At 65.0% G+C, this 26,185-nt stretch carries 23 protein-coding genes; 11 read left to right on the top strand and 12 right to left on the bottom strand.

Annotated features, from left to right (window positions below; all coding sequences use genetic code 11):
* Window positions 1-44: 44 nt before the first annotated feature.
* Together recG and NFH98_RS20345 are read right to left on the bottom strand one after the other, a co-directional pair.
* The gene (recG, locus tag NFH98_RS20350) at window positions 45-2,126 is read right to left on the bottom strand and encodes an ATP-dependent DNA helicase RecG (protein WP_222567981.1); all 2,082 of its coding nucleotides are present in this window, start codon (window positions 2,124-2,126) and stop codon (window positions 45-47) included.
* Window positions 2,123-3,040, bottom strand: coding sequence for a hydrogen peroxide-inducible genes activator (locus tag NFH98_RS20345; protein ID WP_108132191.1), 918 nt, complete (start codon window positions 3,038-3,040; stop codon window positions 2,123-2,125). The genes recG and NFH98_RS20345 overlap by 4 nt, the downstream gene beginning before the upstream one ends.
* Before the next feature lie 116 nt (window positions 3,041-3,156).
* Between NFH98_RS20345 and NFH98_RS20340 the strand changes: the two genes are divergently transcribed.
* Window positions 3,157-4,035, top strand: coding sequence for an SDR family oxidoreductase (locus tag NFH98_RS20340; RefSeq protein WP_222567980.1), 879 nt, complete (start codon window positions 3,157-3,159; stop codon window positions 4,033-4,035).
* A 382-nt stretch (window positions 4,036-4,417) separates the two neighbouring features.
* Here NFH98_RS20340 and NFH98_RS20335 read toward each other — a convergent pair whose 3' ends face one another.
* The 6 genes from NFH98_RS20335 to gmk all read right to left on the bottom strand — a co-directional run bounded on the left by NFH98_RS20335 (window position 4,418) and on the right by gmk (window position 9,666).
* The gene (locus NFH98_RS20335) at window positions 4,418-4,912 is read right to left on the bottom strand and encodes an acyloxyacyl hydrolase (protein WP_052704262.1); all 495 of its coding nucleotides are present in this window, start codon (window positions 4,910-4,912) and stop codon (window positions 4,418-4,420) included.
* Window positions 4,913-5,295: 383 nt separating this feature from the next.
* Window positions 5,296-5,805, bottom strand: coding sequence for an RNA 2',3'-cyclic phosphodiesterase (gene thpR, locus NFH98_RS20330; protein WP_124804546.1), 510 nt, complete (start codon window positions 5,803-5,805; stop codon window positions 5,296-5,298).
* Window positions 5,806-5,877: 72 nt separating this feature from the next.
* Complete coding sequence (gene ridA / locus NFH98_RS20325; protein ID WP_108131980.1) at window positions 5,878-6,267, bottom strand: deaminase RidA; 390 nt, start codon at window positions 6,265-6,267, stop codon at window positions 5,878-5,880.
* Between the two features lie 84 nt (window positions 6,268-6,351).
* The gene (locus NFH98_RS20320; RefSeq protein ID WP_348827322.1) at window positions 6,352-8,484 is read right to left on the bottom strand and encodes a RelA/SpoT family protein; all 2,133 of its coding nucleotides are present in this window, start codon (window positions 8,482-8,484) and stop codon (window positions 6,352-6,354) included.
* Window positions 8,485-8,547: 63 nt separating this feature from the next.
* A complete protein-coding gene (gene rpoZ / locus NFH98_RS20315; RefSeq protein ID WP_045991658.1) occupies window positions 8,548-8,805 on the bottom strand; it encodes a DNA-directed RNA polymerase subunit omega in 258 nt (85 codons plus the stop codon).
* Window positions 8,806-9,048: 243 nt separating this feature from the next.
* Window positions 9,049-9,666: a guanylate kinase gene (gene gmk / locus NFH98_RS20310; RefSeq protein ID WP_045991659.1), complete on the bottom strand. Its 618-nt coding sequence runs from the start codon at window positions 9,664-9,666 to the stop codon at window positions 9,049-9,051.
* A gap of 331 nt (window positions 9,667-9,997) precedes the next feature.
* Here gmk and NFH98_RS20305 point away from each other — a divergent pair, with 331 nt between their 5' ends.
* A complete protein-coding gene (locus tag NFH98_RS20305; RefSeq protein WP_222567978.1) occupies window positions 9,998-10,786 on the top strand; it encodes a lysophospholipid acyltransferase family protein in 789 nt (262 codons plus the stop codon).
* Entirely contained in the window at window positions 10,779-11,735 is a 957-nt protein-coding gene (locus tag NFH98_RS20300; protein ID WP_108131982.1) for a phosphatidate cytidylyltransferase, read from the top strand. Before NFH98_RS20305 ends, NFH98_RS20300 begins: the two co-directional genes overlap by 8 nt.
* 140 nt (window positions 11,736-11,875) lie before the next feature.
* On the opposite strand, the gene NFH98_RS20295 is transcribed toward NFH98_RS20300, so the two are convergent.
* On the bottom strand, window positions 11,876-13,096 hold the full coding sequence (locus tag NFH98_RS20295) for an MFS transporter (protein ID WP_045991661.1): 1,221 nt from the start codon (window positions 13,094-13,096) through the stop codon (window positions 11,876-11,878).
* Between the two features lie 576 nt (window positions 13,097-13,672).
* Between NFH98_RS20295 and NFH98_RS20290 the strand changes: the two genes are divergently transcribed.
* The 4 genes from NFH98_RS20290 (at window position 13,673) to NFH98_RS20275 (ending at window position 18,340) form a co-directional block, all read left to right on the top strand.
* On the top strand, window positions 13,673-15,166 hold the full coding sequence (locus NFH98_RS20290) for a M28 family metallopeptidase (protein WP_349623088.1): 1,494 nt from the start codon (window positions 13,673-13,675) through the stop codon (window positions 15,164-15,166).
* Between the two features lie 149 nt (window positions 15,167-15,315).
* A complete protein-coding gene (locus NFH98_RS20285) occupies window positions 15,316-15,621 on the top strand; it encodes a hypothetical protein (RefSeq protein ID WP_045991662.1) in 306 nt (101 codons plus the stop codon).
* 108 nt (window positions 15,622-15,729) lie between these two features.
* Window positions 15,730-17,340 (top strand): M43 family zinc metalloprotease, encoded by a 1,611-nt coding sequence (locus NFH98_RS20280; RefSeq protein WP_349623087.1) that lies wholly within the window; start codon window positions 15,730-15,732, stop codon window positions 17,338-17,340.
* A gap of 58 nt (window positions 17,341-17,398) precedes the next feature.
* On the top strand, window positions 17,399-18,340 hold the full coding sequence (locus NFH98_RS20275; protein WP_108131984.1) for an ATP-grasp domain-containing protein: 942 nt from the start codon (window positions 17,399-17,401) through the stop codon (window positions 18,338-18,340).
* Between the two features lie 65 nt (window positions 18,341-18,405).
* Here the strand turns inward: NFH98_RS20275 and hpaI are convergent, their stop codons facing one another.
* The 3 genes from hpaI to NFH98_RS20260 form a co-directional block, all read right to left on the bottom strand.
* Entirely contained in the window at window positions 18,406-19,263 is an 858-nt protein-coding gene (gene hpaI / locus NFH98_RS20270; protein WP_349623086.1) for a 4-hydroxy-2-oxoheptanedioate aldolase, read from the bottom strand.
* 21 nt (window positions 19,264-19,284) lie between these two features.
* Window positions 19,285-20,559, bottom strand: a complete 1,275-nt coding sequence (locus NFH98_RS20265) for an alpha/beta fold hydrolase (protein ID WP_349623085.1) — start codon at window positions 20,557-20,559, stop codon at window positions 19,285-19,287.
* A gap of 96 nt (window positions 20,560-20,655) precedes the next feature.
* A complete protein-coding gene (locus NFH98_RS20260) occupies window positions 20,656-22,131 on the bottom strand; it encodes a peptide MFS transporter (protein WP_349623084.1) in 1,476 nt (491 codons plus the stop codon).
* Window positions 22,132-22,480: 349 nt separating this feature from the next.
* Between NFH98_RS20260 and NFH98_RS20255 the strand changes: the two genes are divergently transcribed.
* From NFH98_RS20255 to NFH98_RS20240, 4 genes are all read left to right on the top strand, one after another.
* On the top strand, window positions 22,481-23,335 hold the full coding sequence (locus tag NFH98_RS20255; RefSeq protein ID WP_349623083.1) for an aminoglycoside phosphotransferase family protein: 855 nt from the start codon (window positions 22,481-22,483) through the stop codon (window positions 23,333-23,335).
* Between the two features lie 290 nt (window positions 23,336-23,625).
* Window positions 23,626-24,540, top strand: a complete 915-nt coding sequence (locus NFH98_RS20250; protein WP_108131988.1) for an allantoinase PuuE — start codon at window positions 23,626-23,628, stop codon at window positions 24,538-24,540.
* A gap of 67 nt (window positions 24,541-24,607) precedes the next feature.
* The gene (locus NFH98_RS20245; protein ID WP_349623082.1) at window positions 24,608-25,432 is read left to right on the top strand and encodes a transporter substrate-binding domain-containing protein; all 825 of its coding nucleotides are present in this window, start codon (window positions 24,608-24,610) and stop codon (window positions 25,430-25,432) included.
* A gap of 77 nt (window positions 25,433-25,509) precedes the next feature.
* On the top strand, window positions 25,510-26,181 hold the full coding sequence (locus NFH98_RS20240; protein ID WP_108131989.1) for an amino acid ABC transporter permease: 672 nt from the start codon (window positions 25,510-25,512) through the stop codon (window positions 26,179-26,181).
* The last annotated feature ends 4 nt before the right edge of the window (window positions 26,182-26,185 follow it).

Raw genomic sequence — 26,185 nt, 5'->3', positions numbered from 1 at the left:
GCACACCTGATCCATACCCGGCCCACACCTGGTCTACACCCGGTTCACACCTGGCCATAGCGGCCGGCTTCCTCGCCCAGCCAGCGCCTGATCAGTGGCCTGCTGGCCTCTGCTGCCTGCTCGAGCAGGGCATCGGCCAGTGGAGTGATGCGCGGCAACAGGTCGGCATCACGCTCCAGGTCGGCGATCTTCATCTGGGCCAGCCCCGTCTGGCGGGTGCCCAGCACCTCTCCGGGGCCACGAATCTCGAGGTCCCGCTCGGCGATGCGGAAGCCGTCGGTGGTCTCGCGCATGACCGACAGGCGCTGTTTGGAGGACTCCGATAGCGGCGGATGGTAGAGCAGCACGCAGTAGCTCTCGGTACTGCCGCGCCCCACCCGGCCACGCAGCTGATGCAGCTGCGATAGCCCCAGACGTTCGGGGTTCTCGATGATCATCAGGCTGGCGTTGGGCACGTCGACACCGACCTCGATGACCGTAGTGGCAACCAGCAGGTCCAGCTCGCCGCTCTTGAAGGCGGCCATCGTCTCGGCCTTCTCGGCCGCCTTCATGCGCCCGTGGACCAGGCCGACGGCCAGGCCCGGCAGAGCCTCGGTCAGCTCCTCGTGGGTCACCTCGGCGGCCTGGCAGGTCATCGCCTCGGACTCCTCGATCAGGGTGCAGACCCAGTAGGCCTGGCGGCCCTCGTCGCAGGCCGAGCGGATGCGCTGAATCACCTCGGGCCGGCGTTCGTCCGGCACCACAGCGGTGGTCACCGGGGTACGCCCGGGCGGCAGCCCATCGATCACCGAGACGTCCAGGTCGGCGTAGGCGCTCATCGCCAGGGTGCGAGGAATCGGGGTGGCGGTCATCACCAGCTGATGGGGCGTCAGCCCGCCCTGTTCGCCCTTCTCGCGTAGCGCCAGACGCTGATGCACGCCAAAACGGTGCTGTTCGTCGATGATCGCCAGGCCCAGACGAGAGAACACCACATCATCCTGGAAGATGGCGTGGGTGCCGACGATCATGCGCGCTCGACCGTCGGCGATGGCGGCCTTGGTGTCCAGGCGCGCCTTGCCCTTGAGCTTGCCCGACAGCCAGGCCACGTCGATGTCCAGCGGCGCAAACCAGTCGCGGAAGGCGCGGTAGTGCTGCTCGGCCAGCAGTTCGGTGGGGGCCATGATGGCGGCCTGGCAGCCGCCGGCGATGGCCGTCAGTGCCGCCATCGCCGCCACCACGGTCTTGCCCGAACCGACGTCGCCCTGGACCAGACGCAGCATTGGCGCGGGCCTGGCCAGGTCGGCTCCGATCTCGTCGAGCACGCGACGCTGGGCGCCGGTCAACGAAAACGGCAGCTGGGCCAGAAAGCGAGTCTTCAGGCTGCGACCGCTGGGCAGCTCCGGCGCGCCGTCCGACTGAATGCGCAGGCGCACCTCGCGCAGGCTCAACTGGTGGGCCAGCAGCTCTTCCATGGCCAATCGCCGGGTGGCCGGGTGATGCCCGTCGCTTAGCGCCTCGACGTCGCTGTCGGGGGGCGGATGGTGCAGGGTGGCGAGGCTATCGTGCAGCGAGGCCAGGCCGAAGCGCTGACGCAGGTTTTCCGGCAGGTAGTCCGGCAGCGCCTCGGGGGTTTCTTCGAGCAGCGTCATGGCCTGATCGATCAGCGCCCGCAGACGTGCCTGGGCAAGCCCCTCGGTGGTGGGGTAGATCGGTGTCAGGTGGTCTTCCACCGGCGGTTCACTGCCACCGATCAGACGATATTCCGGGTGGTAGATCTCCAGACCGGTCGCGCCGGCGCGGGCCTCGCCAAAGGCACGCACCCGCACGCCGGGGCGAAACTGCTGCTGCTGCGCCGGCGAGAAGTGGAAGAAGCGCAGGCTGAGGATGCCGCTGCCGTCACGTAGTCGTACCAGCAGGCTGCGGCGGCGACCGCGGACCACGTCGGCGGCGGATACCTCGCCCTCGACCACCGCCTCGTGTCCCCCTCGCAGGGTGGCGATAGGGGTGATCCGGGTGCGGTCCTGGTAGCGCAACGGCAGGTGAAACAGCAGGTCCTCGATTCGCTCCACCTTGAGCCGGGCCAGCTTCAGGGCCAGCGCCTCGCCGACCCCCTTGAGCGTCGTGACCGGGTCCGCCAGCCCGCTCACGGAGTCTCCGATTCGGCGGCGCGGCAGCGCGCGATGGCTTCGGTCACCGCATCGATGGCCTTGGGCCGGGGAAAGCTGGCGCGCCAGGCGATCGCCACGGTACGTCCGGGGGGATCCGTGAAGGGGCGGCTGATCAGCATGCCGCTCTCGTAGTGGCTGGTGCCGATGGCCGAGCGTGGCAGCACCGTGATGCCGAGTCCCGAGGCCACCATATGGCGGATGGTCTCGAGTGATCCGCCTTCGGCGGTGAGGGTATTGTTGGGGCTGTTGAGCTTGTGGCTGATCGCCGGGCACGCCTCGAGGATCTGGTCGCGGAAGCAGTGGCCTTCGCCCAGCAACAGCAGGCGTTCATCGAGGAGGTCTTCCTTGGCGATGGTCTCGCGCTCGGCCCAGGGATGCTCCGCCGGCAGCAGCACCTCGAAGTCTTCCTTATAGAGCGGCTTGGTGACGACGTCGGTCTCGGTGAACGGCAGCGCCACGATGATGGCGTCGAGCTCGCCATTTCTGAGCTTGCGGCGCAGCCCGCCGGTAAAGCCTTCCTCGATGTACAGCGGCATCTGGGGCGCGCCGCGGGTCAGCTCCGGGATCAGGTGCGGGAACAGATAGGGCCCGATGGTATAGATCGCACCGATACGCAAGGGGCTTGCCAACTGGTCCCGGCCGGCGGTGGCCAGTTCCTTGATGGCGCTGCTTTGCTCCAGTACGCGCTGGGCCTGTTCCACGATCTTTTCGCCGAGGGGTGTGACCTGTACCGTGGACTTGGAGCGCTCGAACAGGGCAACCTCCAGCTCCTCTTCCAGCTTCTTCACCGCCACCGAGAGGGTCGGCTGGGAGACGAAACAGCGCTCGGCGGCGCGGCCAAAGTGGCGCTCCTGAGCCAAGGTTACGATATAGCGGAGTTCTGTTAGAGTCATGATGGTGCCGATCGGCATCCTCTATCCGGGGTATTGATCGAGGCGCCAGACGCTGGACGCGCGGGTCTCCGGGCCGGAGCCTCATAGGGATTTTATATCAGGGGGACGCGGTAAAGGTGAAGACAACGACACTGATTGTTGGTTGTGGCGACATTGGCATAACGCTGGGACGCGAGCTGCTCGCCAGTGGACACCGGGTGATCGGCGCGCGTCGCCGGCCCGAGTGCCTGGCGGATTCGGGTATCGAAGGCGTCAAGGTCGATCTTGCCGACCCCGAGACGCTGGCTGAACTGCCCGATGCCGACATCCTGGTCTACGTGGTCAGCGCCGACCGCTTCGAGGAGGAAGCCTATCGCGCCGCCTACCCCGAGGGCCTGAAGGCGGTACTGGCGACCATGGCCACCCGTGACAAGGCGCCTCGCCACGTGTTCTTCGTGTCCTCCACCAGCGTCTACGCCCAGCGCGACGGCGAGGTGGTGGACGAGACCAGCCCGGCAGAACCCACCGGTTTCTCCGGTGTGCTGATGCGAGAGGCCGAGCAGGCGTTGATCGAACATGATCTGCCCGGCAGCGTGGTGCGTTTCTCCGGCATTTACGGCCCTGGGCGTGATCGCCTGATCCGCCAGGTGGGCGAGGGCCGCATCGCGCCGGCGTCACCGACTATGTACTCCAACCGCATCCACCGCGATGACTGCGCCGGGGTGCTGGCCCATCTGATCGGCAAGGCGCTGGAGGGAGCCACCCTCGAGCCCCTGTACCTGGCCAGTGACACCGAGCCGGCCCCGCTCAACGAGGTAATGACCTGGCTGGCGAAACAGCTCAAGGTGGAATGTACCGAAACCATTCAGTCACCGCTGCGTCGCAGGGCCAGCAAGCGCTGCGACTCCAGCCTGCTGATCGACAGCGGGTATCGCTTCCGTTACCCGACCTTCCGTGACGGCTATACCCAGGTGCTGAAGGAAGGCGGTTTTCTCAAGGCCGGCGTGGTGGAGTAAGGCCGGCGTCGAGCACCGGATCGACGAGGGTTTCAAAAGGACCGACAGCGCAAGGTCCGACAGCGCATGGCCGGCAATGGAAAACTGCCGGCCAGTTAGCAGAAAAAGCCCGCAACAAGGTTGCGGGCTTTTTCTTATCGACTTTTTCTTGCGGACTTTTCTTGCAGGCTTTTTCTTGCGGACTTTTTTTGCGGTAGTGGCAGCGCGGGGGCGATCGCTTGCCCCGCCTCGTTCAGGACGAACGGGGAGTCATCGCTAAAAATGGCATGACAAGATCGTGCAGCGCACGTCTTGTCCGATAAAAGCGTATTCGTTTTGGTGTCTCGAGTGCGCCGAATGCATCGCCAGGGTCTGACCCTTGTCGGTCACATCCCGCAAGGCTTCAGTAGGCAAGGCGCCAGTTGAGCGCATACAGCTCGAAGCCATCGTTGGGCTCCTTGATACTGGCGTTGGAGTAGTGGGTGGCACTGATCGAAAGATCGCCGTAGGGGCCCATCCGTAGACCCAGGGCGAGACGATCCTCGAACTGGAAGGAGCTCCCCAGATCACGGTCCTCGATATGGGTATCGATAAAGGCCGAGGCACCGATGCCACCTTCCACGAAGACGTGGTCCCAGCTGTAGCGCAGCGCAGGACGCAGGTAGAAGGCCTGGTTGGCGCTACGGTCGTCGCCTTCGAACAGGATCACCCCGGTGCCCAGGCGCAGGTCCAGTGAGGGATGATAGCGACTCAGGTCGAAGGTCCAGTCATAGCCCAGATCCAGTGCCCCGGTGCCCTCGCTGGTGGAGCCGAGGCCGAGGGTGGGGCCTGCCGTGGCGGTAGAGGCGAGTCCCATGAGCAGGCAGCAGGCCAGCGGGCGGGCGAGTGAGGTAGTCATGGCGATTCCCCTATCCTTGTTGTGTCCTCGGGTCGTGAATCCCGCTGGCCCGAGCGCTGTTCGTTATTGTCTTTTGCAAATGGCTTTCGACACCGGCATTCGCACTCGTGCCACTGTCGCGTCTTGCCCGGATATCGATGATGCAGATGTGCTGCAATACGCTAGTCCCGGGTCCCACCATCGTTCGTGATTCAGGTCACATTCTTCTGCATAGCCGTGAGGTTTCTGCACAGCGGAAAAGCTCTTGTCGATAGGCCAACCCCAGGTAGATCGGTCAACAGGCAGACCCTCCGGGTGTACGAAAGGTGGTGTTCCTGTGCCTGGCCGGAGCCTACGCTCAAGGGTGCCACTATCGGTCAGATGGCAGAGCTACCCATACCGAGTTATCGACTGGTTGCGAGCGTGGTATATCGGCTGCCTTCATGACTAATTGATGACTGTATTAGTTGAATTGAAGTATAAGGCCAGCAGAAACAATCTTCTGATAAAGGTTGTGCTGATTGAGTCATCGCACTACGCAGTAACGATACATGGGGACGAAATTGCTGCGGTTGGTGGGGCAGGCCCCATCGGGTGAGCTGTTGCGACAGGTCGCTCTGCAGCTTGAGAAGGGAGTCGGGGGGAGAGGAAGGACCGATCCAGGCGATGCCGGGCCGGTGGAAGTAGCCTACGTGGTCGAGGGTCAGCCGACCGGGCGCACAGGGGTAGCGCTGGACCCAGCGACGCAGCTTCAAGGCGGTGGTGTCGCTCTGCTCACCGAGGAAGGCCAGCGTCAGATGAAGGTTGTCGTCGGGGATGCGGCGCCCGCCCAGTTCGGCGTGCAGCCGGTCGGCCAGCCCGCCGAGGCGTTGGCGCAGCGCAGTCGGCGGCGTGAGCGCAAGAAACAGTCGCATCCCCGGATTGCCCAGGCAGGGAGCGAGGCCGGAAATCCAGACGCCTCGGACCCTGACCTCAGGCTCCGTCCATCAGTCGCCGATGACCATCACCGCCTCGGCTTCGAACTGGGCGCCCTTGGGCAGGGCCTTGACGCCGACCGCGGCACGCGCCGGGTACGGCTTGGTGAAGACCTCTTCCATCACCTTGTTGACGGTGGCGAAGTTGTCCAGGTCGACCAGGTAGAGGTTGAGCTTGACGATGTCCTGCAGCGAGCCTGCGGCCTCTTCACACACCGCCTTGAGGTTGGTGAAGACCTGGCGCGCCTGGGCCTCGAAGTCGTCGGAAACCAGCTCCATGGTGGCCGGGTCCAGCGGAATCTGGCCAGACATGTAGACGGTGTTGCCGGCCTTGATGGCCTGGGCGTAGGGGCCGATGGCGGCGGGCGCCTGGTCGGTGTTGATGACAGCCTTGTTGCTCATTGTTGACTCCTGATGTCGTGTCAGCGGCAAATAGCAACACCACCACCAGGGCCGTCATCGGGATGACGGCCCTGGCGTCGGGGCTCAATTGCCAAGTCGAGAGATCTTGCCGATATGCGAAAGGTTACGCAGTCGTTTGATGATGCGTGCCAGATGGGTCCGATTACGCACAGAAAGTGTCAGATTGACGATCGAGAGACGGGCGTCACGCTCCTCGATGCCGATGCGCTCGATATTGGCGTCGGCGTCGGTGATCAGGCCGGCCAGCTCGGCCACCAGGCCGCGACGACTTTCGACCTCGAGGCGCAGCGCCACGGGGAAGTCCTCGTCGATGGTGTCCGACCAGTTGAGCGTCAGCAGTTTCTCCGGGTCGCTCTTCAATTCCTGGAGGTTGCGGCACTCGGAGCGGTGTACCACGATGCCCTTGCCCACCGACAGATGGCCGATGATCGGGTCTCCCGGCAACGGGTGGCAGCAGCGGGCAAACTTGATCACCATGCCTTCGACACCGCTGATGGTGACCCTGGAGCTGTCCTCGGCGGCCTCGCTATGGGCGATTCGCTCGCCACGGTGCAGTTCCACCAGACGACGGGCGATCACCTGGGTCATGCGATTGCCAAGGCCAATGGCTTCGAGCAGGGCGGATTCGCTCTGCAGCTCCATCTCCTTGAGCAGCCGTGCCATGACGTCTTCGCCGACGTCCTCCAGATGCACGCCGAACTCGCCCAGCGCCTTGGTCAGCAGGCGGCGTCCCAGCTGTACCGCTTCGGTATGCTGCTGATGCTTGAGCGCATGGCGGATGGCCGAACGCGCCTTGGCGGTAACGACGAAATTGAGCCAGGCGAGGTTCGGCTTGCCGCCCGGAGAGGTGATGATCTCCAGCGTCTGGCCGCTCTCCAGGCGCGATGACAGCGGGGCCAGATGGCGGTCGATGCGACAGGCGATGCAGGTGTTGCCGATCTCGGTGTGCACGGCGTAGGCGAAGTCGATCACGGTGGCGCCCTGCGGCAGCTCCATGATGTCGCCTTTCGGCGTGAACACGTAGATATCATCGGGGAACAGGTCGTTCTTGACGTGTTCGATGAACTCCAGCGAATCGCCGGCATGGCGCTGCATCTCGAGCAGCCCCTTGACCCATTCCCGGGCCCTGGCGCGGCTGCCTTCGGCGATCGGGTGGGAGGTCTGCCCGGCCTTGTACAGCCAGTGGGCGGCGATACCGTTGTTGGCCATCGCCTCCATTTCCCGGGTACGGATCTGGACCTCGATGGGCATGCCGCTGTTGCCGAACAGGGTGGTATGCAGGCTCTGGTAGCCGTTGGCCTTGGGGATGGCGATGTAGTCCTTGAAGCGCCCCGGGACCGGCTTGTAGAGATTGTGCACCATACCGAGGATGCGATAGCAGCTGTCGACGTCGTCGGCGATGATGCGAAAGCCGAACACGTCCATGATTTCGGCGAAGGACTTTCGCTGGTCGCGCATCTTGCGATAGATCGACAGCAGGTGCTTCTGGCGGCCGATCACCGTGCCCTTGAGCTCGTGCTCGTCGAGCCGGGTCTGCAGCGCGTTCTGCACCTGACGGATGGCCGAGCGACGGTTGCCTCTGGCGCTGGCCACGGCGCGCTTGATGCGTTCGGCGCGCATCGGGTGGATGGCCTGGAACGACAGGTCCTCCAGCTCGACCCTGATGGTATTGATGCCTAGGCGGCTGGCCACCCGGGCATAGATCTCGAGCGTCTCCCGGGCGATGCGGCGCTTCTTGTCCGGGCGCAGCGCGCCCAGGGTACGCATGTTGTGCAGCCGGTCGGCCAGCTTGACGATGATTACCCGGATATCCCGGGACATCGCCATGACCATCTTCTGGAAGTTTTCCGCCTGGGCGACGGCCTTGTCCTCGAAGGTGATCTGGGTGAGCTTCGAGACGCCGTCGACCAGTTCGGCCACGGCTTCGCCGAACTGCCCGGCGAGGGCATCCTTGGAGACCCCGGTATCCTCGATGACGTCGTGCAGCATGGCCGCCATCAGGCTCTGATGGTCCATGTGCATGTTGGCGAGGATGTTGGCCACCGCCAGCGGGTGGGTCACATAGGGTTCGCCGGAGCGACGACGCTGGCCGTCGTGGGCCTGTTCGGCATAATAGAAGGCACGCCTGACCTGCTGGATTTCCTCGGCGGGCAGATAGCCTCCGAGTCGGTCAGACAGATCGTCGATCGTGAACATGTGGCGTGCCCTGACTGCGTGATGAGAGGTCCGAAGGGCGACTCGCGGCCGCCTTCGGCACGATCATTCCTCGGAGGGCGAGGCCTGGTACTCGGGACGGAAGCGGCTGGGCGCCTCGACCGGCTCGTCCAGCACGCTGTGGTCGATCAGGCCCTCGGCGATCTCGCGCAGAGCCATGACCGTGGGCTTGTCGTTTTCCCAGGGAAGCAGCGCGTCGCGTGAGCCACGGGCCAGCTGCCGGGAGCGCTGGGTGGAAATCATCACCAGCTTGAAACGGTTCTCGACGTGTTCCAGACAATCTTCGACAGTAACTCGCGCCATTGGGCCCTTCCTGATCTGACAGACGGTGTGTCGGGCAGGTGCTGGCCTTTCGCGGTCGGCGAGACGGACTGTGCCCCCGTCGACGATTGCGCCCGGGGGTTGCACCTGCGAAGTGACAGGCTAGATTACTCGAGTCACGCCGCCTGTGACAAGACGCCGGGGTCTGGTTGCAGCGCCGAAAAGCGAGCCGTGGGAGGCGTGGGTTGCCCGCGCTCCTCGGCGACTTGCCTTTGAAAGCGTGTTCTAGTCGGACAGAAGCGCCTCGAGCAGCGGGGCATGGCGCTGTCCAAGGCGCGGTGTGGCCAGGCGCTGGCTCACTACCAGGGCGCGCAGCTCGTCCAGTGCGGTGGTGAAGTCGTCGTTGATGACCAGGAAGTCGTATTCGCTGTAGTGGGACATTTCGCTGACCGCCTCACGCATGCGCGCGCTGACCACCTGATGGTCGTCGGTGCCGCGGCTCGACAGGCGGCGTTCAAGCTCTTCCCGCGAAGGCGGCAGGATGAACACCGAGACAGCCTCTGGCATCTGCTCGCGAACCTGGCGGGCGCCTTGCCAGTCGATCTCCAGGATCACGTCCTGACCGGCGGCCAGCAGTGTCTCCACGGCGCTGCGCGAGGTGCCGTAGCAGTTGTCGAAGACCCGAGCGTGCTCGAAGAAGTCACCCTGCTCGATCATCGCCTCGAAGGTGGCCATGTCGACGAAGTGGTAGTTCACGCCGTCGACCTCGCCCGGGCGCATGGGGCGGGTAGTGTGGGAGACCGAGACCTGAATGCCGTCGAGACCCTCGATCAATTCACGCACCAGGCTGGTCTTGCCGGCGCCGGAAGGGGCAGAAACGATAAACAGCGTACCTTGGGACATGGGCGGGGTCTTCACTTGGAGGCCTTGGGGATCGTGCGCCGTTCGCGGGCGACTTCGCGGGCGACAAGGTGGCGAAGTATGGCACAGTTGGGCCTGGGCCTGCATCCGCCCAGGCTGACCCGCGACGTCGCTCGGTGGGGCCATCGCTCCCCCTGGACTCTCCGTGAATTCCCCCTGAACTCCCGTGAAAAAGCGCCGTGGAGAGGGAAACGGGACCGCCTGGGCGTGCGGCGAGATCGGACAAAGGCAAGCCGATGGCGGCGGTGGATCCGGGGAGCGTCATTCAGCCGGGGCGGAACAACGTCCGAGCATGGGCAAGGGAGCATAAGACATGAAAGGAATAGCCTGGCGGGCGGCGTTGACGGGGGTGCTGATCCGGCTGGTGGCACGGCTGGTGACGGCGCCCAGGCCGATCTGGTCGGGGGTCGCGCCGGTGGCACGTCAGCGGCTGTACTTTGCCAATCACTCGAGTCATGGCGACTTCGTGCTGATCTGGACCACCCTGCCACCGCGCCTGCGGGCGCGCACCCGCCCCGTGGCGGGCGCCGATTACTGGCTGGCGTCACGGCTGCGGCGCTTTCTGATCCACGACGTCTTCAAGGGGGTGCTGGTCGACCGCCAGCGCAAGCCCGGCCAACCTGACCCCCTGGCGGTGCTGCGTGAGGCGCTCGACGGCGGCGACTCGCTGATCCTGTTTCCCGAGGGCACCCGCAATACCGATGACAAGGGCCTTTTGCCGTTCAAACCGGGGCTCTACCACCTGGCCTGCGACTATCCCGAGGTAGAACTGGTGCCGGTATGGATCGACAACCTCAATCGGGTGCTGCCCAAGGGCGAGGTGGTACCGCTGCCGCTGCTATGCACGCTCAACTACGGCGAGCCGCTGGCTCGGATAGAGGGCGAGGACAAGGCCGATTTTCTCGCCCGGGCGAAGCGGGCGCTGCAGGCGCTGGCGCCGGCCGGGGCCAGCGTTCCCAGCGACCCCTTGTCACCCGTCACCGCGCCACCCGACACCGCGCATCCAGGTTCTACCACCCCTGGCGCTACCACCCCAGCTACCAGCACCCCAGGCTCCGCTACCGAGGCATCTGGCCCCAGGGAGGGGGCGCCGAATGACTGATATCGTGATTCCCGCCGGTCTCGGCACCCTGCTCGCCGCCATCGTCGGGATCTTGCTGGTGGCCAGTAGCGTTGGCTTCGTACTGGCCCGCCGCTATTCGCCCGAGGGCGAAAACGAGGTGATCGAGAACCTCAACCAGCGCATCCGCTCCTGGTGGATCATGACGCTGTTGATGGGTATCGCCCTGCTAGGCGGCAGGACCGGGGTGGTGCTGCTGTTTGCCTTCGCCTCGTTTTCCGCGTTGCGCGAGTTCATCGGCCTGGTGCCGTCACGACGGGCCGACCACTGGGCGCTGGCGCTGGTGTTCTTCGTGGTGCTGCCGGTGCAGTACCTGTTCATCTGGCACCAGTACTACGGCATGTACTCGATCTTCATTCCGGTCTATGCGTTCCTGCTGTTGCCGGTGGTGGCGGCCCTGAGAGGGGATAGTCAGGGCTTTCTCGAGCGGGTCAGCGAGGTCCAGTGGGCGCTGATGGTGTGCGTCTTCTGCGTATCCCACGTGCCTGCGCTGTTGAGCCTGGACATCCCCGGCTACGAGGGGCGCAACGTGCTGCTGATCGCCTTTCTGATCGTGGTGGTGCAGCTCAGCGATGTCCTGCAGTACGTCTGGGGCAAGCTGCTCGGACGCCGGCGTATCGCCCCCAGGCTATCGCCCTCCAAGACCTTGGAAGGCTTCCTCGGCGGGGTGGCCAGTGCCACCCTGGTCGGGGCCGGATTGGCCTGGATGACCCCCTTTTCCATGGGCCAGGCGGCGCTGCTGGCGCTGATGATCGCGCTGCTCGGCTTCGTCGGAGGGCTGGTGATGTCGGCGATCAAGCGCGATCGCGGGATCAAGGACTGGGGTCACCTGATCGAGGGACATGGCGGCTTTATCGATCGTCTGGATTCGGTGATCTTCTCGGCACCGATCTTCTTCCACGTGGTGCGCTACTTCTGGTCGGTGGCATGAGGCCCTGGTGGCGTCACAGCGCAATGCATGGACTGGTGGGCTTCATCGCCATGGGCGGTTGGACCGCCTGGGCAAGGGCGCGGAGCCTGTCATTGCGCTTTCCGCTCAACGAAGGCGGTGCCTGAGTCCGGGGCGGACGATCAGCTCTCGCTGGCGCAGTCGGTGGCCGCGGCGCGGCGTCTGTCGCTGCGCTTCTCGGCGCGCAGGCCGATATAGAACACCACCAGGCCGCCAAGGGCGAGCCCGGCGCCGACCAGGCCACTGGAGGACCAGGGCGCACCGGCCTTGATGGTGACCCCGGCCAGATAGGCGCCCAGCGCATTGGCGCAGTTGAAGGCGGCGTGATTCATCGAGGCGGCCATGGTCTGGGCGTCGCCGGCCACGTCCATCAGGCGTGTCTGCAGCGCCGGACCCAGCGCCATGCTGGTGCCGACCAGACCGACGAACAGGATGCCGGTGTAGAGGTTGTCGGCGGCAAAGTAGAAGGCGCCCTGGACCACCAGGCACCACAGCAGGATGCGTGGCACCGCCTTCATCAGGTTCTTGTCTGCTGCCCGGGCGCCCACCAGATTGCCGATGATGCCGCCGATGCCGAAGATCGCCAGCACCCAGGGGCCGACCATCTCGGGCATGTCGGCCTGGGCGCGCAGGGTCGGTACCACATAGCTGAACACCGAGAACATGCCGCCAAAGCCGATGCTGGCCACGCCCAGGGTGTAGAGCACCCGCTGTTTGACCAGGGCGGTCAGTTCGCGCTTGGGGCTGGCCTTGACGTCATGCGGCTGGCGCGGCACGAACAGCTTGATCAGGCCCATGGTGACAAAGGCCACGACGCCCACCGCGAAGAAGGCGAACTGCCAGCCGAACCACTGGCCGGCCCAGGTGGCCAGCGGCGCGCCAATCACGATGGCGCTGGTCAGCCCCAGCATGACCCGGCTGATGGCTCGGGCGCGTTCTTCCACCGGTACCGCTGCTGCGGCCACCAGGGCGGCCACGCCGAAGTAGGCGCCGTGGGGCAGGCCGGCAAGAAAACGCAGACCGACAAAGGGCCAGAAGCTGGTCGCCAGGGCGCTGGCGATGTTGCCCACGGCGAACACCAGCATCAGGCAGATCAGTAGGGTGCGCCGGGGCACCCGCGCGGCTAGTGCCGAGATCAGTGGCGCACCGACCACTACCCCCAGGGCATAGGCGGAGATGGCGTAGCCGACGTCGGCGGCGCTGACCGACAGGTCCTGGGCGACACGCTCCATCAAGCCCATGATCACGAACTCGCTGGTACCGATGCCAAAGCCACCGAGGGCCAGGGCGAGCTCCGCCAGGCGAGGATGACGAGCTCTGAGATGGGTGATGGAGATTGCCATCGGGCCTCCTGGAAAACGAAAACGATCCCGATGGGTGTTGAGATCGTAAATTTACGACAAAAGTATAAGGCATCCGAAAGGTGGGTTCTAGCGCCGAAAACGTCAATCTTGTCGATTAGATAGGGCTAAAATGCGGGTAAGTGACGGTTATGTGTCGTCGAGCCGGGGCGCTCTCCAGCGCCACGGCGAGCTATCGTGTTGTTAATTTTACCACTGTGAAAAAGCGCTCAGCTTTAGCGCATTTCTGTTGAAGAAGTTTCACCTATACGCAGTGTACTGTTTTTCTGTGCTCTTTTTTTGACACGACCAGCAGGCTGATCTCTTCAATATTTTCCACTGCGCTTAATATTTACCTGAAAATCAATAGCCTGACGTGAATGTGCCGGCAGGTGATCGTACCGATGTCGAGGTGCTATTGTCGTGACGAGTGATGGCGGCGAGTGAGGAACGAACTACCTTAGTAGTTCAGTACCACCCGACTAAGTCCGTTGAGCCCCATTCCTCGGTTCAGCGGCGGTCGTCGTGGCGACGCCGAAACCGATGGTTCGGCGCACGCGTTGACGGCAGGGAGTCGACATGAAAGTCGAACTGCATCAGGCAAGGAGCGGCGACGCGACGCTGACCGAGCGCGTCGAGAAAGCCGGTGGCTGGCTGGTGGAGGCTGGACGCAAACGGCTGCTGGTCGCCGCCAACGCCCGCTGGCGGGCCGTCCGCGAGGCCACCAGCCTGCATGACGCCGATGACACGATGGTCCAGGACCTGGGCCAGGGAAGGCTGCACGGTGTCTGCCAGAAGGGCCGGCTGTTCCAGCAGGCCCATCCCGAGGTCCCGGTGCTGCTGGATGCGGGGCGCTATCTGGTGGTGGACCTGCCCAGGTCCGAGGCCAACAGGATCAACAAGCCCCTTGAGCAAAGTGAAGCGCCCTGCTTCCGCCTGTTCCCTTTAAGCGAATCGACCCGTCTGTTTCGCCAGGTTGCGCCTCGTCGCGACGCCGCAGGATCCCGGGCCGTCGACGCTGTCGTCGCGTCGGCCTCTCAGGCCCGCTACGTCACCCTGCTGAGTCAGCTGGTGTCCTATCCGACGCGCCTATCATCGAGCGCCGAGTACGCCCAGGCGGTGGACTGGGCCGAGTCTCAGCTGATCACGGCGGGGCTGGCCGTGGATCGCCAGCAGGTATCGCTGCCCGGCGGCGCCAGCAGCATCAACCTGCTGGCGCGGCTGCCGGGGCAGGCCGCCAGCCCCCGTCACTGGCTGGTGGTCGCTCACCTGGACAGCGTCAACCATCAGGGCGGTCCGTCCGCACCGGCGCCGGGCGCCGACGACAACGCCAGTGGCTCGGCGGCGCTGATGCTGATGGCCGAGGTGCTGGCCGGGCAGCGTTTCGATGATGACCTGAGCTTTGTGCTGTTCGGCGGCGAGGAGCAGGGGCTGCACGGTAGCCGCCAGTTCGTGGCGGGACTCTCCGCTGCCGAGCGGGGGCGCATCGCCGGGGTGCTCAATATGGACATGATCGGCTCGATCAACGCCACACCGGCGGCGGTACTGCTGGAAGGCGCGCCCCTCAGCCAGGACATGATCGATGGCCTGAGTGCGGCGGGAGGCCGCTTCACCGATCTCGAACTGCAGGTCTCGCTCAACCCCTTTGCCAGTGATCATGTGCCCTTTATCGACGCCGGCATCCCCGCCGTGCTGACCATCGAAGGGGCCGACGGCGCCAATGACGCCATCCACGGACCGAACGATGTACTGGCCACGGTGGATCCGTCCTACGCCATGAAGATCGTGGCAATGAACCTGGGGTTTGTGGCCACCAGCGCCGGCCTGCACGCGGTCGACGCCGCGCCCCTGCCGGAATGCCACTGTCGGGGCGACGAGCGCCACCACCTGGGCGACCCCTGGCGCCAGCTCGAGGCCCACCATGAAGCACTGCTGGCCCAGTATCGTCGCTGGCAGGGACAAGGCGTCTGGTCGGCGCAGCTGGACGCCGGCTGGCGTCAGGCCTGGCAGCGGTTGGAGTTGCTGCGCTCGCGCAGGGGATGGGAGCGACGGTCTCGGTCGACAGGCCGTTGAACGAGCCAGTGGCAAGGCCGCTCACCCAGCCACTCAGCCAGCCATTCACCCAGCCATTAACCCAGCCAGTGATCGAGTGACGCCCCGGCGAGACGAGAACAGGCAAGACAAGATCAGGTAAAGCAAGACAAGACCGATCGGAGGATGTGATGCCAAAGGACCTGTGCGGAGACTGGATCGAGATGCGCGAGGAAGGCATCGGCGACTGCACGGTGCTGCGGCACCCGGATTCGCCGGCTGTCACCCCCTCGCGGATGCCGCGAAGGCGCCTGTGTCTGCACCAGGACGGCGCCGTCGAGCTCCACACCGGAGACGCCGCCGACCGCCTTGCCTGCGATGCCCGTGGCCAGTGGCGGCGTGATGGCGATCAACTGCACCTGACACTGCCCGGTTGGGACGGTGACTACGATATCGATGCGCTGGAGGACGATCTTCTGATCATTACCCGTCATTGAGGCCACCAACGCCGCCAATACCGTGCGTTGTGGGGCCACTTGAGGCCAGTTGCTGGCCATTGAACCTGTACTCACGACGCCGACCGGCTGGCCGGCGGGGAGGCTTGCATGTCCGATAACACCACCCATCCGGAACGGTGTCGCTGTTGTGGCACCATGGCGGTTCACCGGCGACTGCTGGACCAGGACCCCGGTTATGCCAGGCGGCGATCGCGCATCGAGGAACACGCCTTTCGTGCCATGCGCGGCACCATCGTCCAGCGTCCGGGGTGCACCCGCATCCCGGTGGTCGTCCACGTGGTCTACAACACCGACGAGCAGAACATCTCGCGGGAGCAGATCGACAGCCAGATCGAGATCCTCAATGAGGACTTTCGCAAGGCCAATGCCGACATCTCGACGGTACCTGCGCCCTTCGCGCCGGTGGCCGCCGATGCCAGGCTATTGTTTGCGCTGGCCACCAGCGATCCCGACGGCAACCCCACCGATGGCATCACCCGCACCCGCACCGACGTCAGCGGTTTTGTCGATGACGACAAGGTCAAGGCCGACGCCAGCGGCGGCAAGGATGCCTGGCCCGCAGACGAATACCTCAATATCTGGGTCTGCCCGCTTTCCGGTGGCCTGCTCGGCTACGCCCAGTTCCCCGGCGGACCCGCCGCCACCGACGGCGTGGTGGTGACCTACACCGGCTTCGGCAACATGGGCACCGCCCGGGCGCCGTTCGACCTGGGGCGCACCACCACCCACGAGATAGGCCACTGGCTCAATCTCTTTCATATCTGGGGAGACGACGGCACCGGCTGCTCCGGCTCGGACTTCGTCGACGACACCCCCAACCAGGGCGGCGCCAACCTGGGCAAGCCGACCTTTCCCAAGGTGTCCTGCGACAACGGCCCCGATGGCGACATGTTCATGAACTACATGGACTACGTCGACGACGACACCATGGTGATGTTCACCGAGGGCCAGGTGGCACGGATGCAGGCCTGCCTGGATGGCCCCCGCAGTGCCATCGGCGAGATGGTGTCGTGCACACCGCTGCACCCCAAGGCGCTGCCAAAGGACGCCCCCAAGGAGTTCACCAAGGAACCGATCAAGGATCCGCCAAAAGAGCGGCCCAAGGATAACCCCAAGGAGTTCGTCAAGGAGCCGGTCAAGGAGAGCGTCAAGGAGGGACCGAAGGACCTGATCAAGGATGGCATCAAGGACGGCGGCAAAGACGGGATCAAGGATGGCATCAAGGATGGCATCAAGGACGGCGGCAAGGAGTTGCCCAAGGACAACCCCAAGGACTTTGGCAAGGATCCAGGCCTGGAGCCGGGCAAATGGAAGCCGCTTGACCCGCCTCCCAAGCAGATCTTCGAAGTGCCGACCAAGCAACTGGTGGAAGGCCCCGTGGGCGGCAAGCAGGCCTTCGAGAATCCGCTACCGGGGGGCTGGGGCAACCAGCCCGTCCAGCCGATGCAACCAATGCAACCAGCCCAGCCGCTGCAGCCCTTTGTGCTGGCCACCGGTCAGGCGCCGTCGGGCGCCTCGCTCAAGCCGCCGGTGGTGGACGGCGGAGGCGAGCAGGATCAGAGCCAGGCGTTGCTTGGCGAGTACGCTCAACTGCTGGCGCAGTACGCCCAGCTCTACCAGCAGGGCATGCTCGATCAGCAGGGGATGCTGGCCTGGCAGCAGGCCTGGGCGGCCTACGTGCAGCTTGGTGGACGGTGAGCGATGACAGGACCCGCGGGCACCCTGTCGGTGCCCGCCTTTTTCGAGGGAGCCGAGCATGATCCTGATCCTGTCGTTTGCCGACAATGCCCATGTCGAGCGGGTACTGCCCCATCTTCACTCGCCGGTGGAGGTGATCGACGTCGCCGACTTCCCCCGGCGCCTGGGAATCCTGGCCTACGCAGGTGCCAGCGGTGACAGCCTGTGGCTGGAACTTGGCGACGGGCGCCGGCTGGCGCTGGACGAGGTGCGCTCGGTATGGAACCGGCGCATCCGTTCCTTTGACCTGGACCCTGCCCTGGGCGACGGCACCGAACGGCTGTTTGCCTGGTCCGAGACCCAGGAGGCGGTGCTTGGACTGTGGTATGCCCTGGATAGCTTCTGGATGAACCATCCGCTGGCCGACGAACGCGCCCAGCGCAAGCTGACCCAGCATCGTCTGGCCCACCGGCTGGGGCTCGAGATTCCCGATACCCTGATCACCAATCGCCCGGACGCCGCTGCCGAGTTTATCGCCCGCCACGGCGATGGTGGAGTGGTGCGCAAGGCCTTTCGCAATATCGTCGAGGCGCCGCGAGAGACCCTCAAGGTCGGCCAGGACGAGATGGCCAGGCTCGAGGCGGTTCGTCTGGCGCCGGTGATCTTTCAGGAATACATCCCGCTGGCACTGGACCTGCGCGTCACCGCGGTGGCCGGCGAGATGTTCGCGACCGCCTTCAGGAGCGAGCCGCAGTACGAGGTCGACTACCGCAGTGGCGTGGGCAGCGCCGAGGTTTTCCCCTATACCCTGCCGGATGAAGTGGAGGCGGGACTGCGCGCGCTGATGAGAGAGCTCGGACTGGCCTACGGCGCCATCGATCTAAGGGTCACACCCGAGGGGCGTCATGTGTTCTTCGAGGTCAATCCGGCCGGCGAGTACCTGTTCGCCAGCGAACGCAGCGGCCAGCCGATTCCCCAGGCCATCGCCGCCGCCCTGGAGCGCGGCGGCGGCGAGTGGTGACGTCCCCGGCCGGTGGCAGCAGGGCCCCCCGGTCGGTGTGATCAGGGCCCCCGGCCGGTATTAGGTCAGTACGGTCCCTGGGACCCGTGGCCAGGGCTGGTGGATGAGTCTTCCTGCGAATCGGCCGCCTGCGGGCCAAGCGCAAACTCTGATGCACGCTGGCGCACCGCCTGCATCATCAGGCTGACGTCGAGCCCCACTGCCACGAAGCTGGCACCAAGGGAGAGATAGTGTCTGGCAAGCTCCGGGTCACCGGTGAGCACGCCGGCGGCCTTGCCGCTGGCAACGATGCGGGCGATGGCCTCGTCGATGGCGGCCTGGACCTCGGGATGGCCCGCGTCACCGAGATGGCCCATGGAAGCGGCCAGGTCGGCGGGCCCGACAAAGACCCCGTCGACGCCGTCCACCGCGCAGATCGCCTCGAGGTTATCCAGCGCGGTCACGCTCTCCGCCTGGACCAGCAGGCAGATCTCGTCGTTGGCCCGATGCACATAGTCAGGCCGTGCATTCCAGCGTGACGCCCGGACGATGGCGGAGGCTTCACCTCGCACCCCGGCCGGTGGGTAGCGGGTGGCGGCGACCATGGCGCGGGCCTGCTCCGGGGTGTCGACCATCGGCACCAGCAGGGTCTGGGCGCCGATGTCCAGCAGTTGCTTGATCCGCGCCGTCTCGCCGTTCACCACCCGAACCACCGGGTGGCTGTCGTAGGCGGCGACCGTCTGCAGCTGGGCGAGCATGGAGCGCACATCATTGGGGCCGTGTTCGCCGTCGATCAGCAGCCAGTCGAAGCCGGCGCTGGCGCACATCTCTGCGCAGTAGGGGTCGCCCAGCGACAGCCACAGGCCGATTCTGGCCTGGCCACTGGCCATGGCGGTCTTGAAGGGATTGCCGGCGGGGACACCCGCGCAGTGGGAAGGGGTCATGGGCAGCGTCCTTGATGAGTGTCAATCGTCCAGCATCGCCTTGAGCCGACGGAACACCCCGGGGTCCTGGCGCAGCCCGTCGTGCTCGTACTCGTTGGTGATCCAGTAGCGTAGTCGCGGGATCGCCTCGGCGGTGGCCAGCGACAGCTCGGCGTCCACGTACATGTCGTCGAAGTAGATCAGCGCCGCCACCGGCACCCGGTTGGCGGCGAGCTGTCTGGCGTCGTAGAAGGGGCTGGCCAGAGGTCGCCGGGCCAGCTGGTGTACCGCCCCACGGAAGGGCTTGAGGGCACGGATCTCGTCGAACATCCAGGGGTAGATCATCTCGCCGGTCAGCCTGAGCGGGCGATGACGCTCGTCGAACTGTGGCCCCTGCTGGCGCTCGGCGGCCCAGTCGCACAGGCGCTCAGGATTGGCGTAGATGTTCTCGTGGATGGCGCCGAACAGCGGATTCTCGTCGAAGCCGGTCAGCCTCATCACCTCCACCAGAAAGTGATGGTTGAGGGCGCTTCGCGTGTCGTCGGTGAAGGCCTCCTCGAGCAGCCAGTGGAGCTGCTCGGCGCCGTCACCCATGCCCAGCATCAGTCCCAGGCTCTGGAAGCGGCGCACGCTCAGTCGGTCGCCGTCGGGCAGGCGGACATTGTGGTCCAGCAGATGATCGGCGATGGCGTCGATCCGCTCGCGATCATCGGGAAAGCGCGCCAGATACGCCTCAAGCTTGCGCTCCACCCGACGGTGCGTGCGCCGATAGACCTCGTCGGGGTCGGCGTCGAGCGCCGGCAAGCCGCCGGTGATATAGCAGCGGCTCAGTCCCTGAGGCGCGTAGGACAGGTAGGTCAGGGTCAGAAAGCCGCCGTAGCTCTGGCCCAGCGTGGTCCAGGTGGCGCCCTGATAGCGGGTCTTGCGCAGGTGCTCGAAGTCCGCGACCACCGCGTGGGCGTCGAAGCAGGCCAGGTAGTCACCGCCTGCCTCGTCACTGTCGAAGGCGGCCATGGTGGCCTCGGTGATGCGCGAACTGCGCCCGGTGCCACGCTGGTCGGGCAGGATCACCCGATAGTGCTTGAGCGCCTCATGCAGCCATCCCGGTCCATTGGCGGTGGGGCGTGGCGACTTGCCGCCGGGGCCACCCTGCAGGAACAGCAACAGCGGTAGCTCCTCGTCGACACGGTCTGACGCGCAGACCTCGCGGTAGAACAGGCTCAGGGTCTCGCCGCTGTCCGGGTGGGACCAGTCCAGCGGCACCTCGAGGCGATGGTCGCTGATGGAAAGGCCCGGGATGGCGTGGTCGGAAGGCATGCCTGCATCCTGTGTCGAGAGAGAGTCGAAAGAGTGCCGAAAGAGACAAGGTCGGCCAGCTTCTTGCTGCCAGCGCTGGCCGACCCTGGCGGTAGCTCAGTCCGCGCCGCGCATGGCCCGGCGAATGAACGGCAGGCAGGCCGCCAGCAGCAGGGCGCTGATGCCACCGATGGCCGCCATGGCAATAAAGTAGCCGACTTCGGTGTCCTCGGTATAGAAGGCGCCGAGCTTGCCACCGGCGGCGAAGCCGAGCGCCAGCGAGAGAAAGAACAGCGCCATCATCTGGGTCTGGAAGGCCCGCGGTGCGAGCTTGGTGGTCACCGACAGCCCGATCGGCGACAGGCACAGCTCCGAGGCGGTGAAGCCCAGCAGCAACAGCACCAGCATGGCCAGCGGCATGCTCGCCCCTTCGCTGCCGAGAAACGGCAGGTAGCCGAGGAAGGTGGCGCCGATGATCGCCATGGCGATCACGAACTTGCCGGCCGACGACGGCTGGCGCTTGCCCAGCGTCGTCCACAACCAGGCGAACACCCCCGAGAACAGGATGATGGTCAGCGCCTGCACCGACACCAGCCAGCCCACCGGGATCTCCCAGCCGAACAGGCTGCGATCCACGCGCTGATCGAAGAAGGCGGTGATTACGGTGTAGGACTGGCTGTAAAGCGCCCAGTAGGCGGCGCTGGTCAGAAACAGCGGAATGAACGCTAGCACCCGGCTGCGCTCCTCGGGGCTTACGTGGGTGGAGCGCAGGATCACCGCAAAGTAGCAAAGTGCGGCCACCGCGATGATGCCAAGCATCACCCCGGACAGATTGTCGGCACGGATCCAGCCCGCCAGGGCCGCGCCGACCACGAGGGCGAGCACCACCAGGGCGATGCCCAGATAGCGCTTGAGGGTCGCCGGCGCGATGGGGTCCGGTGCGGCCTTCTGATCATCGGGCAGCCCCTTGCGTCCCGCCGTGTACTGGGCCAGACCGATCGCCATGCCCACGGCGGCGATGCCGAAGCCATAGTGGAAGCCGGCGTTCTGCTGCAGCAGACCGGTCAGCAGCGGGCCGACAAAGCCGCCGATATTGATACCCAGATAGAAGATCGAGAAGCCGGCGTCGCGCCGGGGGCTGCCGGGCTCGTACAGGGACCCCACCAGCGCCGAGCAGGTGGCCTTGACCCCGCCGCTGCCCAGCGCCACCAGGATCAGGCCGGCGGTGACGCCGTAGACACCGGGCAGGATGGCCAGGGCGATATGCCCGAGCATGACCACGATGCCCGAATAGAACAGGGTGCGTTCGGCGCCGAACACCCGGTCGGCGAACCAGCCGCCGAGGATGGTGGCCAGATAGACCGAACTGCCGTAGGCACCGACGATACCGATGGCCACCGACTGGTCGATCGCCAGGCCCCCGCGGCTGGCCTCGTAGTACAGGTAAATCAACAGGATCGCCTGCATGCCATAGAACGAAAAGCGCTCCCACACCTCCATGCCGAACAGGGTGGCGAGAGGCCAGGGATGGCCGAAGAAGCGGCGTTCGCCGCTGTCGCCGTGCTGGCGGGCGGCGGCCTCGGTGGTTTTCATCGGGAGCTCCTGCTTTGACGAGAAAATCGGAACGAAAAATACATTTTCCGCCCATGAAAACCCTAAAGCGTTGCGAATTACAGGGCAAAACCCATGTCCGTGATCGGAAAGGCCGCGACGAAAAACGACAAGCGGGAGCGAGGACGTTGGCTCACAGCAAAACGAGCGGAACTGCTGCTGCACAGTGATGCTCTGGAGACAGCCTGTCGTGGGGGAGAAGGCCTGCCTGGCTGGGCGGCACGGGCCCCGCCCCTTTCGACGCATAGCCCGCCCCTTTCGGCGCATAGGTAGTACACGTTTAGCGTGCTACTATCCGCGCGAATGTGCAGGGATAACGTCAGAAGGCGACATGATAAGAACTTTTTTCAAGAAAAAGGTGGCCGAAACGCCACTTGGGAGCATCACCGTCCAGGACCGGACCATCACCGATCTGACGCCTCTGGGCAGCAAGCATTCTCCCGGCATGACCAAGGCCGGCAGGCTGTCGTTTGCCGGCTGGATGAACGGTCGCAAGGTCAAGGTCTATAGCGCCTTCTCGCCGCGTCAGATCGCGTTGAGTCACGCCATTCGCGAACTGCCGGCGTCGGGGCTCAGCTTCCCGGCGATACTCGCCCACGACGACGAGCTGGTCGTCGAAGAGTGGATCCAGGGGCCATCTCTCAAGCAGATCGAACGCTCCAGGGCAGACAAGGCGCCTATCGCTTCGGCGGCGGAGGCGGTAAGTCGTTTTCTCGAGATGGCGCAGTCGGACGAGCGCTATCGCGCCCTGGCCGACGAGCACGCCGGGGCCTTCTGTTACATCGACGACTACCTGCTCAGACGGGTGGACGGCTGGAAGCACCTGGATGCGATCGGTGGCTTTCTGGCCCGCTGGCAGCGTGAGGACGACCGCCACCGCGCAGCGGTGGGCGACAGGCTCAGCCATCCTGACCTGTCGCTGGCCAATATCGTGATGGAAGAAGGCAGCGGCCGCTTTGTGGTGATCGACAACGAACTGGTCGGGGTCGGCCCGGGCTGGGTCATCGACTGGCACAATTCCTTCCTCAAGCGGCGCAGCATGGCCGACGCCCCCGTCGTGCCCGAGGCCATCCGCCCCTTCATCGACCTGACCTGGCGCCTGCGTCTGCTTGGATCCGCGCTGTCCACCGGCAAGCTCCATCGCGCCATCGAGCAACTGGACGCCGAGACCGCGCCGAGCTGGTAATGCCCACAACAAGGCGCTGCAGGCCCCCGCCGGCAGTGCCTTCCCGCCTCTCGATTGCTTTCCTTCCCGTCGAGTCCCTGGCCGGGGTTCGACTACCTGTTCAGCAGGCCCCAACCCCATACCCCATACCCCACCATTGGCTAGTTGCCATTTGCGCTGCGAGTACGGTTGTGCTTTATTGTTCACATCGCACGCAGAATTGCGTGCAATCCTGACAAGGCCGCCAGACGGTCGATAACAACACCAACAATCAGGGTCGTCGCATGCTTGGCGACCTCAGGAGAAACGGGATGCTCCCGCAGCGTGATCTGGTCGGCTACGCCGATACTCCCCCCACCGGGGCCTGGCCCAATGGCGCCCGCCTGGCGGTCAATATCGTGGTCAACTACGAGGAGGGCTCTGAAAGGTCCTTCGCCATGGGCGACGACGACCAGGAGTCGATGACCGAGTGGGGGAGTTACGTAACTCCCGCTGGAACCCGTAATCTGGCGATGGAGTCGATGTACGAGTACGGCTCGCGGGTCGGCATCTGGCGTATCCTCGATATCCTGCGCGAGGCCGACGTGCGTTCGACCTTCTTTGCCTGCGCGGTGGCGCTGGAGCAGAACCCCCGCGTGGCCCGTGTCGCCAGCGCCGATGGTCACGAATTCTGCAGCCACGGCTATCGCTGGGAGGAGGTCTTTCGCCTCAGCGAAGACGAGGAACGCGAGCATATCCGCCTGGCCATCGAGTCGATCACCGCCACCACCGGCAAGCGCCCGGTAGGCTGGTACTGCCGCTACGGACCCAGCGTGCGCACCCGGCGCCTTTTGGTGGAAGAGGGTGGCTTCCTCTATGACTCCGACGCCTACAACGACGACGTACCCTACTTCACCGAGGTGGCGGGAAGTCGTCAGCTGGTGGTGCCCTACACCACCGACATGAATGACTTCCGCTTCTGGCTTTCTCCTGGGCTTACCTCGGGGCGCGAGTTTCTCGACAACCTCAAGGAAGGCTTCGACGTGCTGTTCGAGGAGTCGGCCCGCGGCCCCAGGATGATGTCCGTCGGCCTGCATCCGCGCATGGTCGGGCGCCCCGGCAAGATTCGCGCGCTCAAGGACTTTATTGCCTATGCACAGGCCCACGAGGGCGTATGGTTCGCCACCCGTGAAGAGATCGCCCGGGCCTGGCTTGCCCGGGAAGGTGAAGCGACCGGCGTCGTCTGACGTCGCCGATGAACCCCGTGTTTTCTGCTGTACCCGCAACAACGACAATAACCAGAGGAAATATCCCATGAGCCTTTCCTACAAGACCTTCTCCAAGACCTTCTCCAAGCGTTCCCTGGTGCTGGCCACCGCTCTTTCCGCCGGCCTGGCAGCAGGCGGCGTGATGGCCGAAACCCTCAAGGTCGGTGCCAACATCGGCAACCTGCCCTGGGAGTTCCAGGACGACAGCGGTGACTACGTCGGCTTCGAGATCGACCTGGTCAACGAGGTCGGCAGCCGCCTGGGCTACGACGAGGTAGAGATCAGCAACATTCCGTTCAATGGCCTGTTCTCGGCGGTACAGTCTGGGCGCATCGACGTGGCGGTGTCCTCTATCACCATCACCGACGAGCGTCTGGAGTCGGTGTCCTTCGCCCAGCCCTACTACGACAGCGACCAGTCCCTGGCGACCCACACCAGCAAGGGCATCAGCGGGCTCGAGGACCTGGACGGCAAGGTGGTCGGCGTCGATACCGGCTCCACCGGCGACATCTGGACCAGCGAGAACCAGGAGCAGTACGGCATCAAGGAAATCCGTCGTTATGAAGGCCTGCAGCCGGCCATGCTGGACCTGTCCAGCGGCCGCCTGGACGCCTACATCTCCGACATTCCGGCGGTGCAGTACTACGTGCGTGACAAGCCCAGCCTCGAGGTGGTCAGCCGCATCCCCAGCGGTGAGCAGTACTCGATGATGTTCGCCAAGGACGCCGAGCTTGCCACCAAGGCCAGCGAAGTGATCAGCGAACTCAAGCAGGAAGGCTTTGTTGCCGAGCTGCACGAGACCTGGTTCGGCGCCGCTCCGGATGCCGGCACCAGCACCGTCGAAGTGCGCGATATGCCTTCCGCCCAGTAAACCTGGCCCGGCAAGTCCCGTGGCCGCGGCGGTGACCGCCGCGGCCAGCGTATTACCCTCGATCGTGGAGACGATCCATGGACCTGGTCCAGACATTCTTCAACTGGGAGGTGCTGGTGCGCACCTTCCCGATGCTCCTGCAGGGGCTCGGCATGACCCTGATGCTGGGCTTTCTGAGCATCCTGCTGGGGCTGATCGGCGGTCTGGGACTGGCGCTGTTGCGCCTCTACGGCCCCAAGCCGCTGCGTTTTCTCACCATCGCCTACATCGACGTCTTTCGCTCACTGCCGGTGCTGGTGTGGCTGGTCATCGTCTACTACGCGCTGCCGTTCGTCGGCATCACCCTGTCACCGTTCGCCGCGGCCTGTACCGCCCTGACCATGATCTCCAGCGCCTACGCCGCCGAGATCTACCGCGCAGGGATCGAGGCGGTGCCGCGGGGCCAGTTCGAGGCCGCCCAGTCGATCGGCCTTAGCCAGTATCGGGTGATGTGCGACGTGGTCCTGCCCCAGGCGATCCGGCTGATCATTCCGCCGCTGACCAGCAACTGCATCAACGTGATGAAGGACACCGCCCTGGCCTCGGTGGTGGCTATGCCCGACCTGCTCAAGCAGGCCACCCAGGCCCAGGCGCTGGCGGCCAACCCGACACCGCTGATCGGCGCGGCGCTACTCTACCTGGCGGTGCTGCTGCCACTGGTGCGCCTGGTCGGTCTGCTCGAGAAACGCTTCGCCCAGGGCCGGGCCTGACAGG

It is taken from the genome of Halomonas sp. H33-56 (assembly GCF_040147035.1).
GTDB classification, from domain to species: domain Bacteria; phylum Pseudomonadota; class Gammaproteobacteria; order Pseudomonadales; family Halomonadaceae; genus Halomonas; species Halomonas litopenaei.
Note: the sequence above shows the minus strand (reverse complement) of the source record. Positions and strands in the feature narration are given on the sequence as shown.

Coding starts and splice junctions, on each gene's coding strand:
- NFH98_RS20265 (WP_349623085.1), bottom strand. CDS start 20,559: ATGCCTTCCGACCACGCCATCCCGGGCCTTTCCATCAGCGACCATCGC.
- gmk (WP_045991659.1), bottom strand. CDS start 9,666: ATGTCCCAAGGTACGCTGTTTATCGTTTCTGCCCCTTCCGGCGCCGGC.
- NFH98_RS20300 (WP_108131982.1), top strand. CDS start 10,779: ATGACTGATATCGTGATTCCCGCCGGTCTCGGCACCCTGCTCGCCGCC.
- hpaI (WP_349623086.1), bottom strand. CDS start 19,263: ATGACCCCTTCCCACTGCGCGGGTGTCCCCGCCGGCAATCCCTTCAAG.
- NFH98_RS20275 (WP_108131984.1), top strand. CDS start 17,399: ATGATCCTGATCCTGTCGTTTGCCGACAATGCCCATGTCGAGCGGGTA.
- NFH98_RS20240 (WP_108131989.1), top strand. CDS start 25,510: ATGGACCTGGTCCAGACATTCTTCAACTGGGAGGTGCTGGTGCGCACC.
- NFH98_RS20255 (WP_349623083.1), top strand. CDS start 22,481: ATGATAAGAACTTTTTTCAAGAAAAAGGTGGCCGAAACGCCACTTGGG.
- NFH98_RS20260 (WP_349623084.1), bottom strand. CDS start 22,131: ATGAAAACCACCGAGGCCGCCGCCCGCCAGCACGGCGACAGCGGCGAA.
- NFH98_RS20320 (WP_348827322.1), bottom strand. CDS start 8,484: ATGTTCACGATCGACGATCTGTCTGACCGACTCGGAGGCTATCTGCCC.
- NFH98_RS20250 (WP_108131988.1), top strand. CDS start 23,626: ATGCTCCCGCAGCGTGATCTGGTCGGCTACGCCGATACTCCCCCCACC.
- NFH98_RS20345 (WP_108132191.1), bottom strand. CDS start 3,040: ATGACTCTAACAGAACTCCGCTATATCGTAACCTTGGCTCAGGAGCGC.
- NFH98_RS20305 (WP_222567978.1), top strand. CDS start 9,998: ATGAAAGGAATAGCCTGGCGGGCGGCGTTGACGGGGGTGCTGATCCGG.
- rpoZ (WP_045991658.1), bottom strand. CDS start 8,805: ATGGCGCGAGTTACTGTCGAAGATTGTCTGGAACACGTCGAGAACCGT.
- NFH98_RS20245 (WP_349623082.1), top strand. CDS start 24,608: ATGAGCCTTTCCTACAAGACCTTCTCCAAGACCTTCTCCAAGCGTTCC.
- NFH98_RS20280 (WP_349623087.1), top strand. CDS start 15,730: ATGTCCGATAACACCACCCATCCGGAACGGTGTCGCTGTTGTGGCACC.
- NFH98_RS20295 (WP_045991661.1), bottom strand. CDS start 13,096: ATGGCAATCTCCATCACCCATCTCAGAGCTCGTCATCCTCGCCTGGCG.
- ridA (WP_108131980.1), bottom strand. CDS start 6,267: ATGAGCAACAAGGCTGTCATCAACACCGACCAGGCGCCCGCCGCCATC.
- thpR (WP_124804546.1), bottom strand. CDS start 5,805: ATGCGACTGTTTCTTGCGCTCACGCCGCCGACTGCGCTGCGCCAACGC.
- NFH98_RS20335 (WP_052704262.1), bottom strand. CDS start 4,912: ATGACTACCTCACTCGCCCGCCCGCTGGCCTGCTGCCTGCTCATGGGA.
- NFH98_RS20285 (WP_045991662.1), top strand. CDS start 15,316: ATGCCAAAGGACCTGTGCGGAGACTGGATCGAGATGCGCGAGGAAGGC.
- NFH98_RS20290 (WP_349623088.1), top strand. CDS start 13,673: ATGAAAGTCGAACTGCATCAGGCAAGGAGCGGCGACGCGACGCTGACC.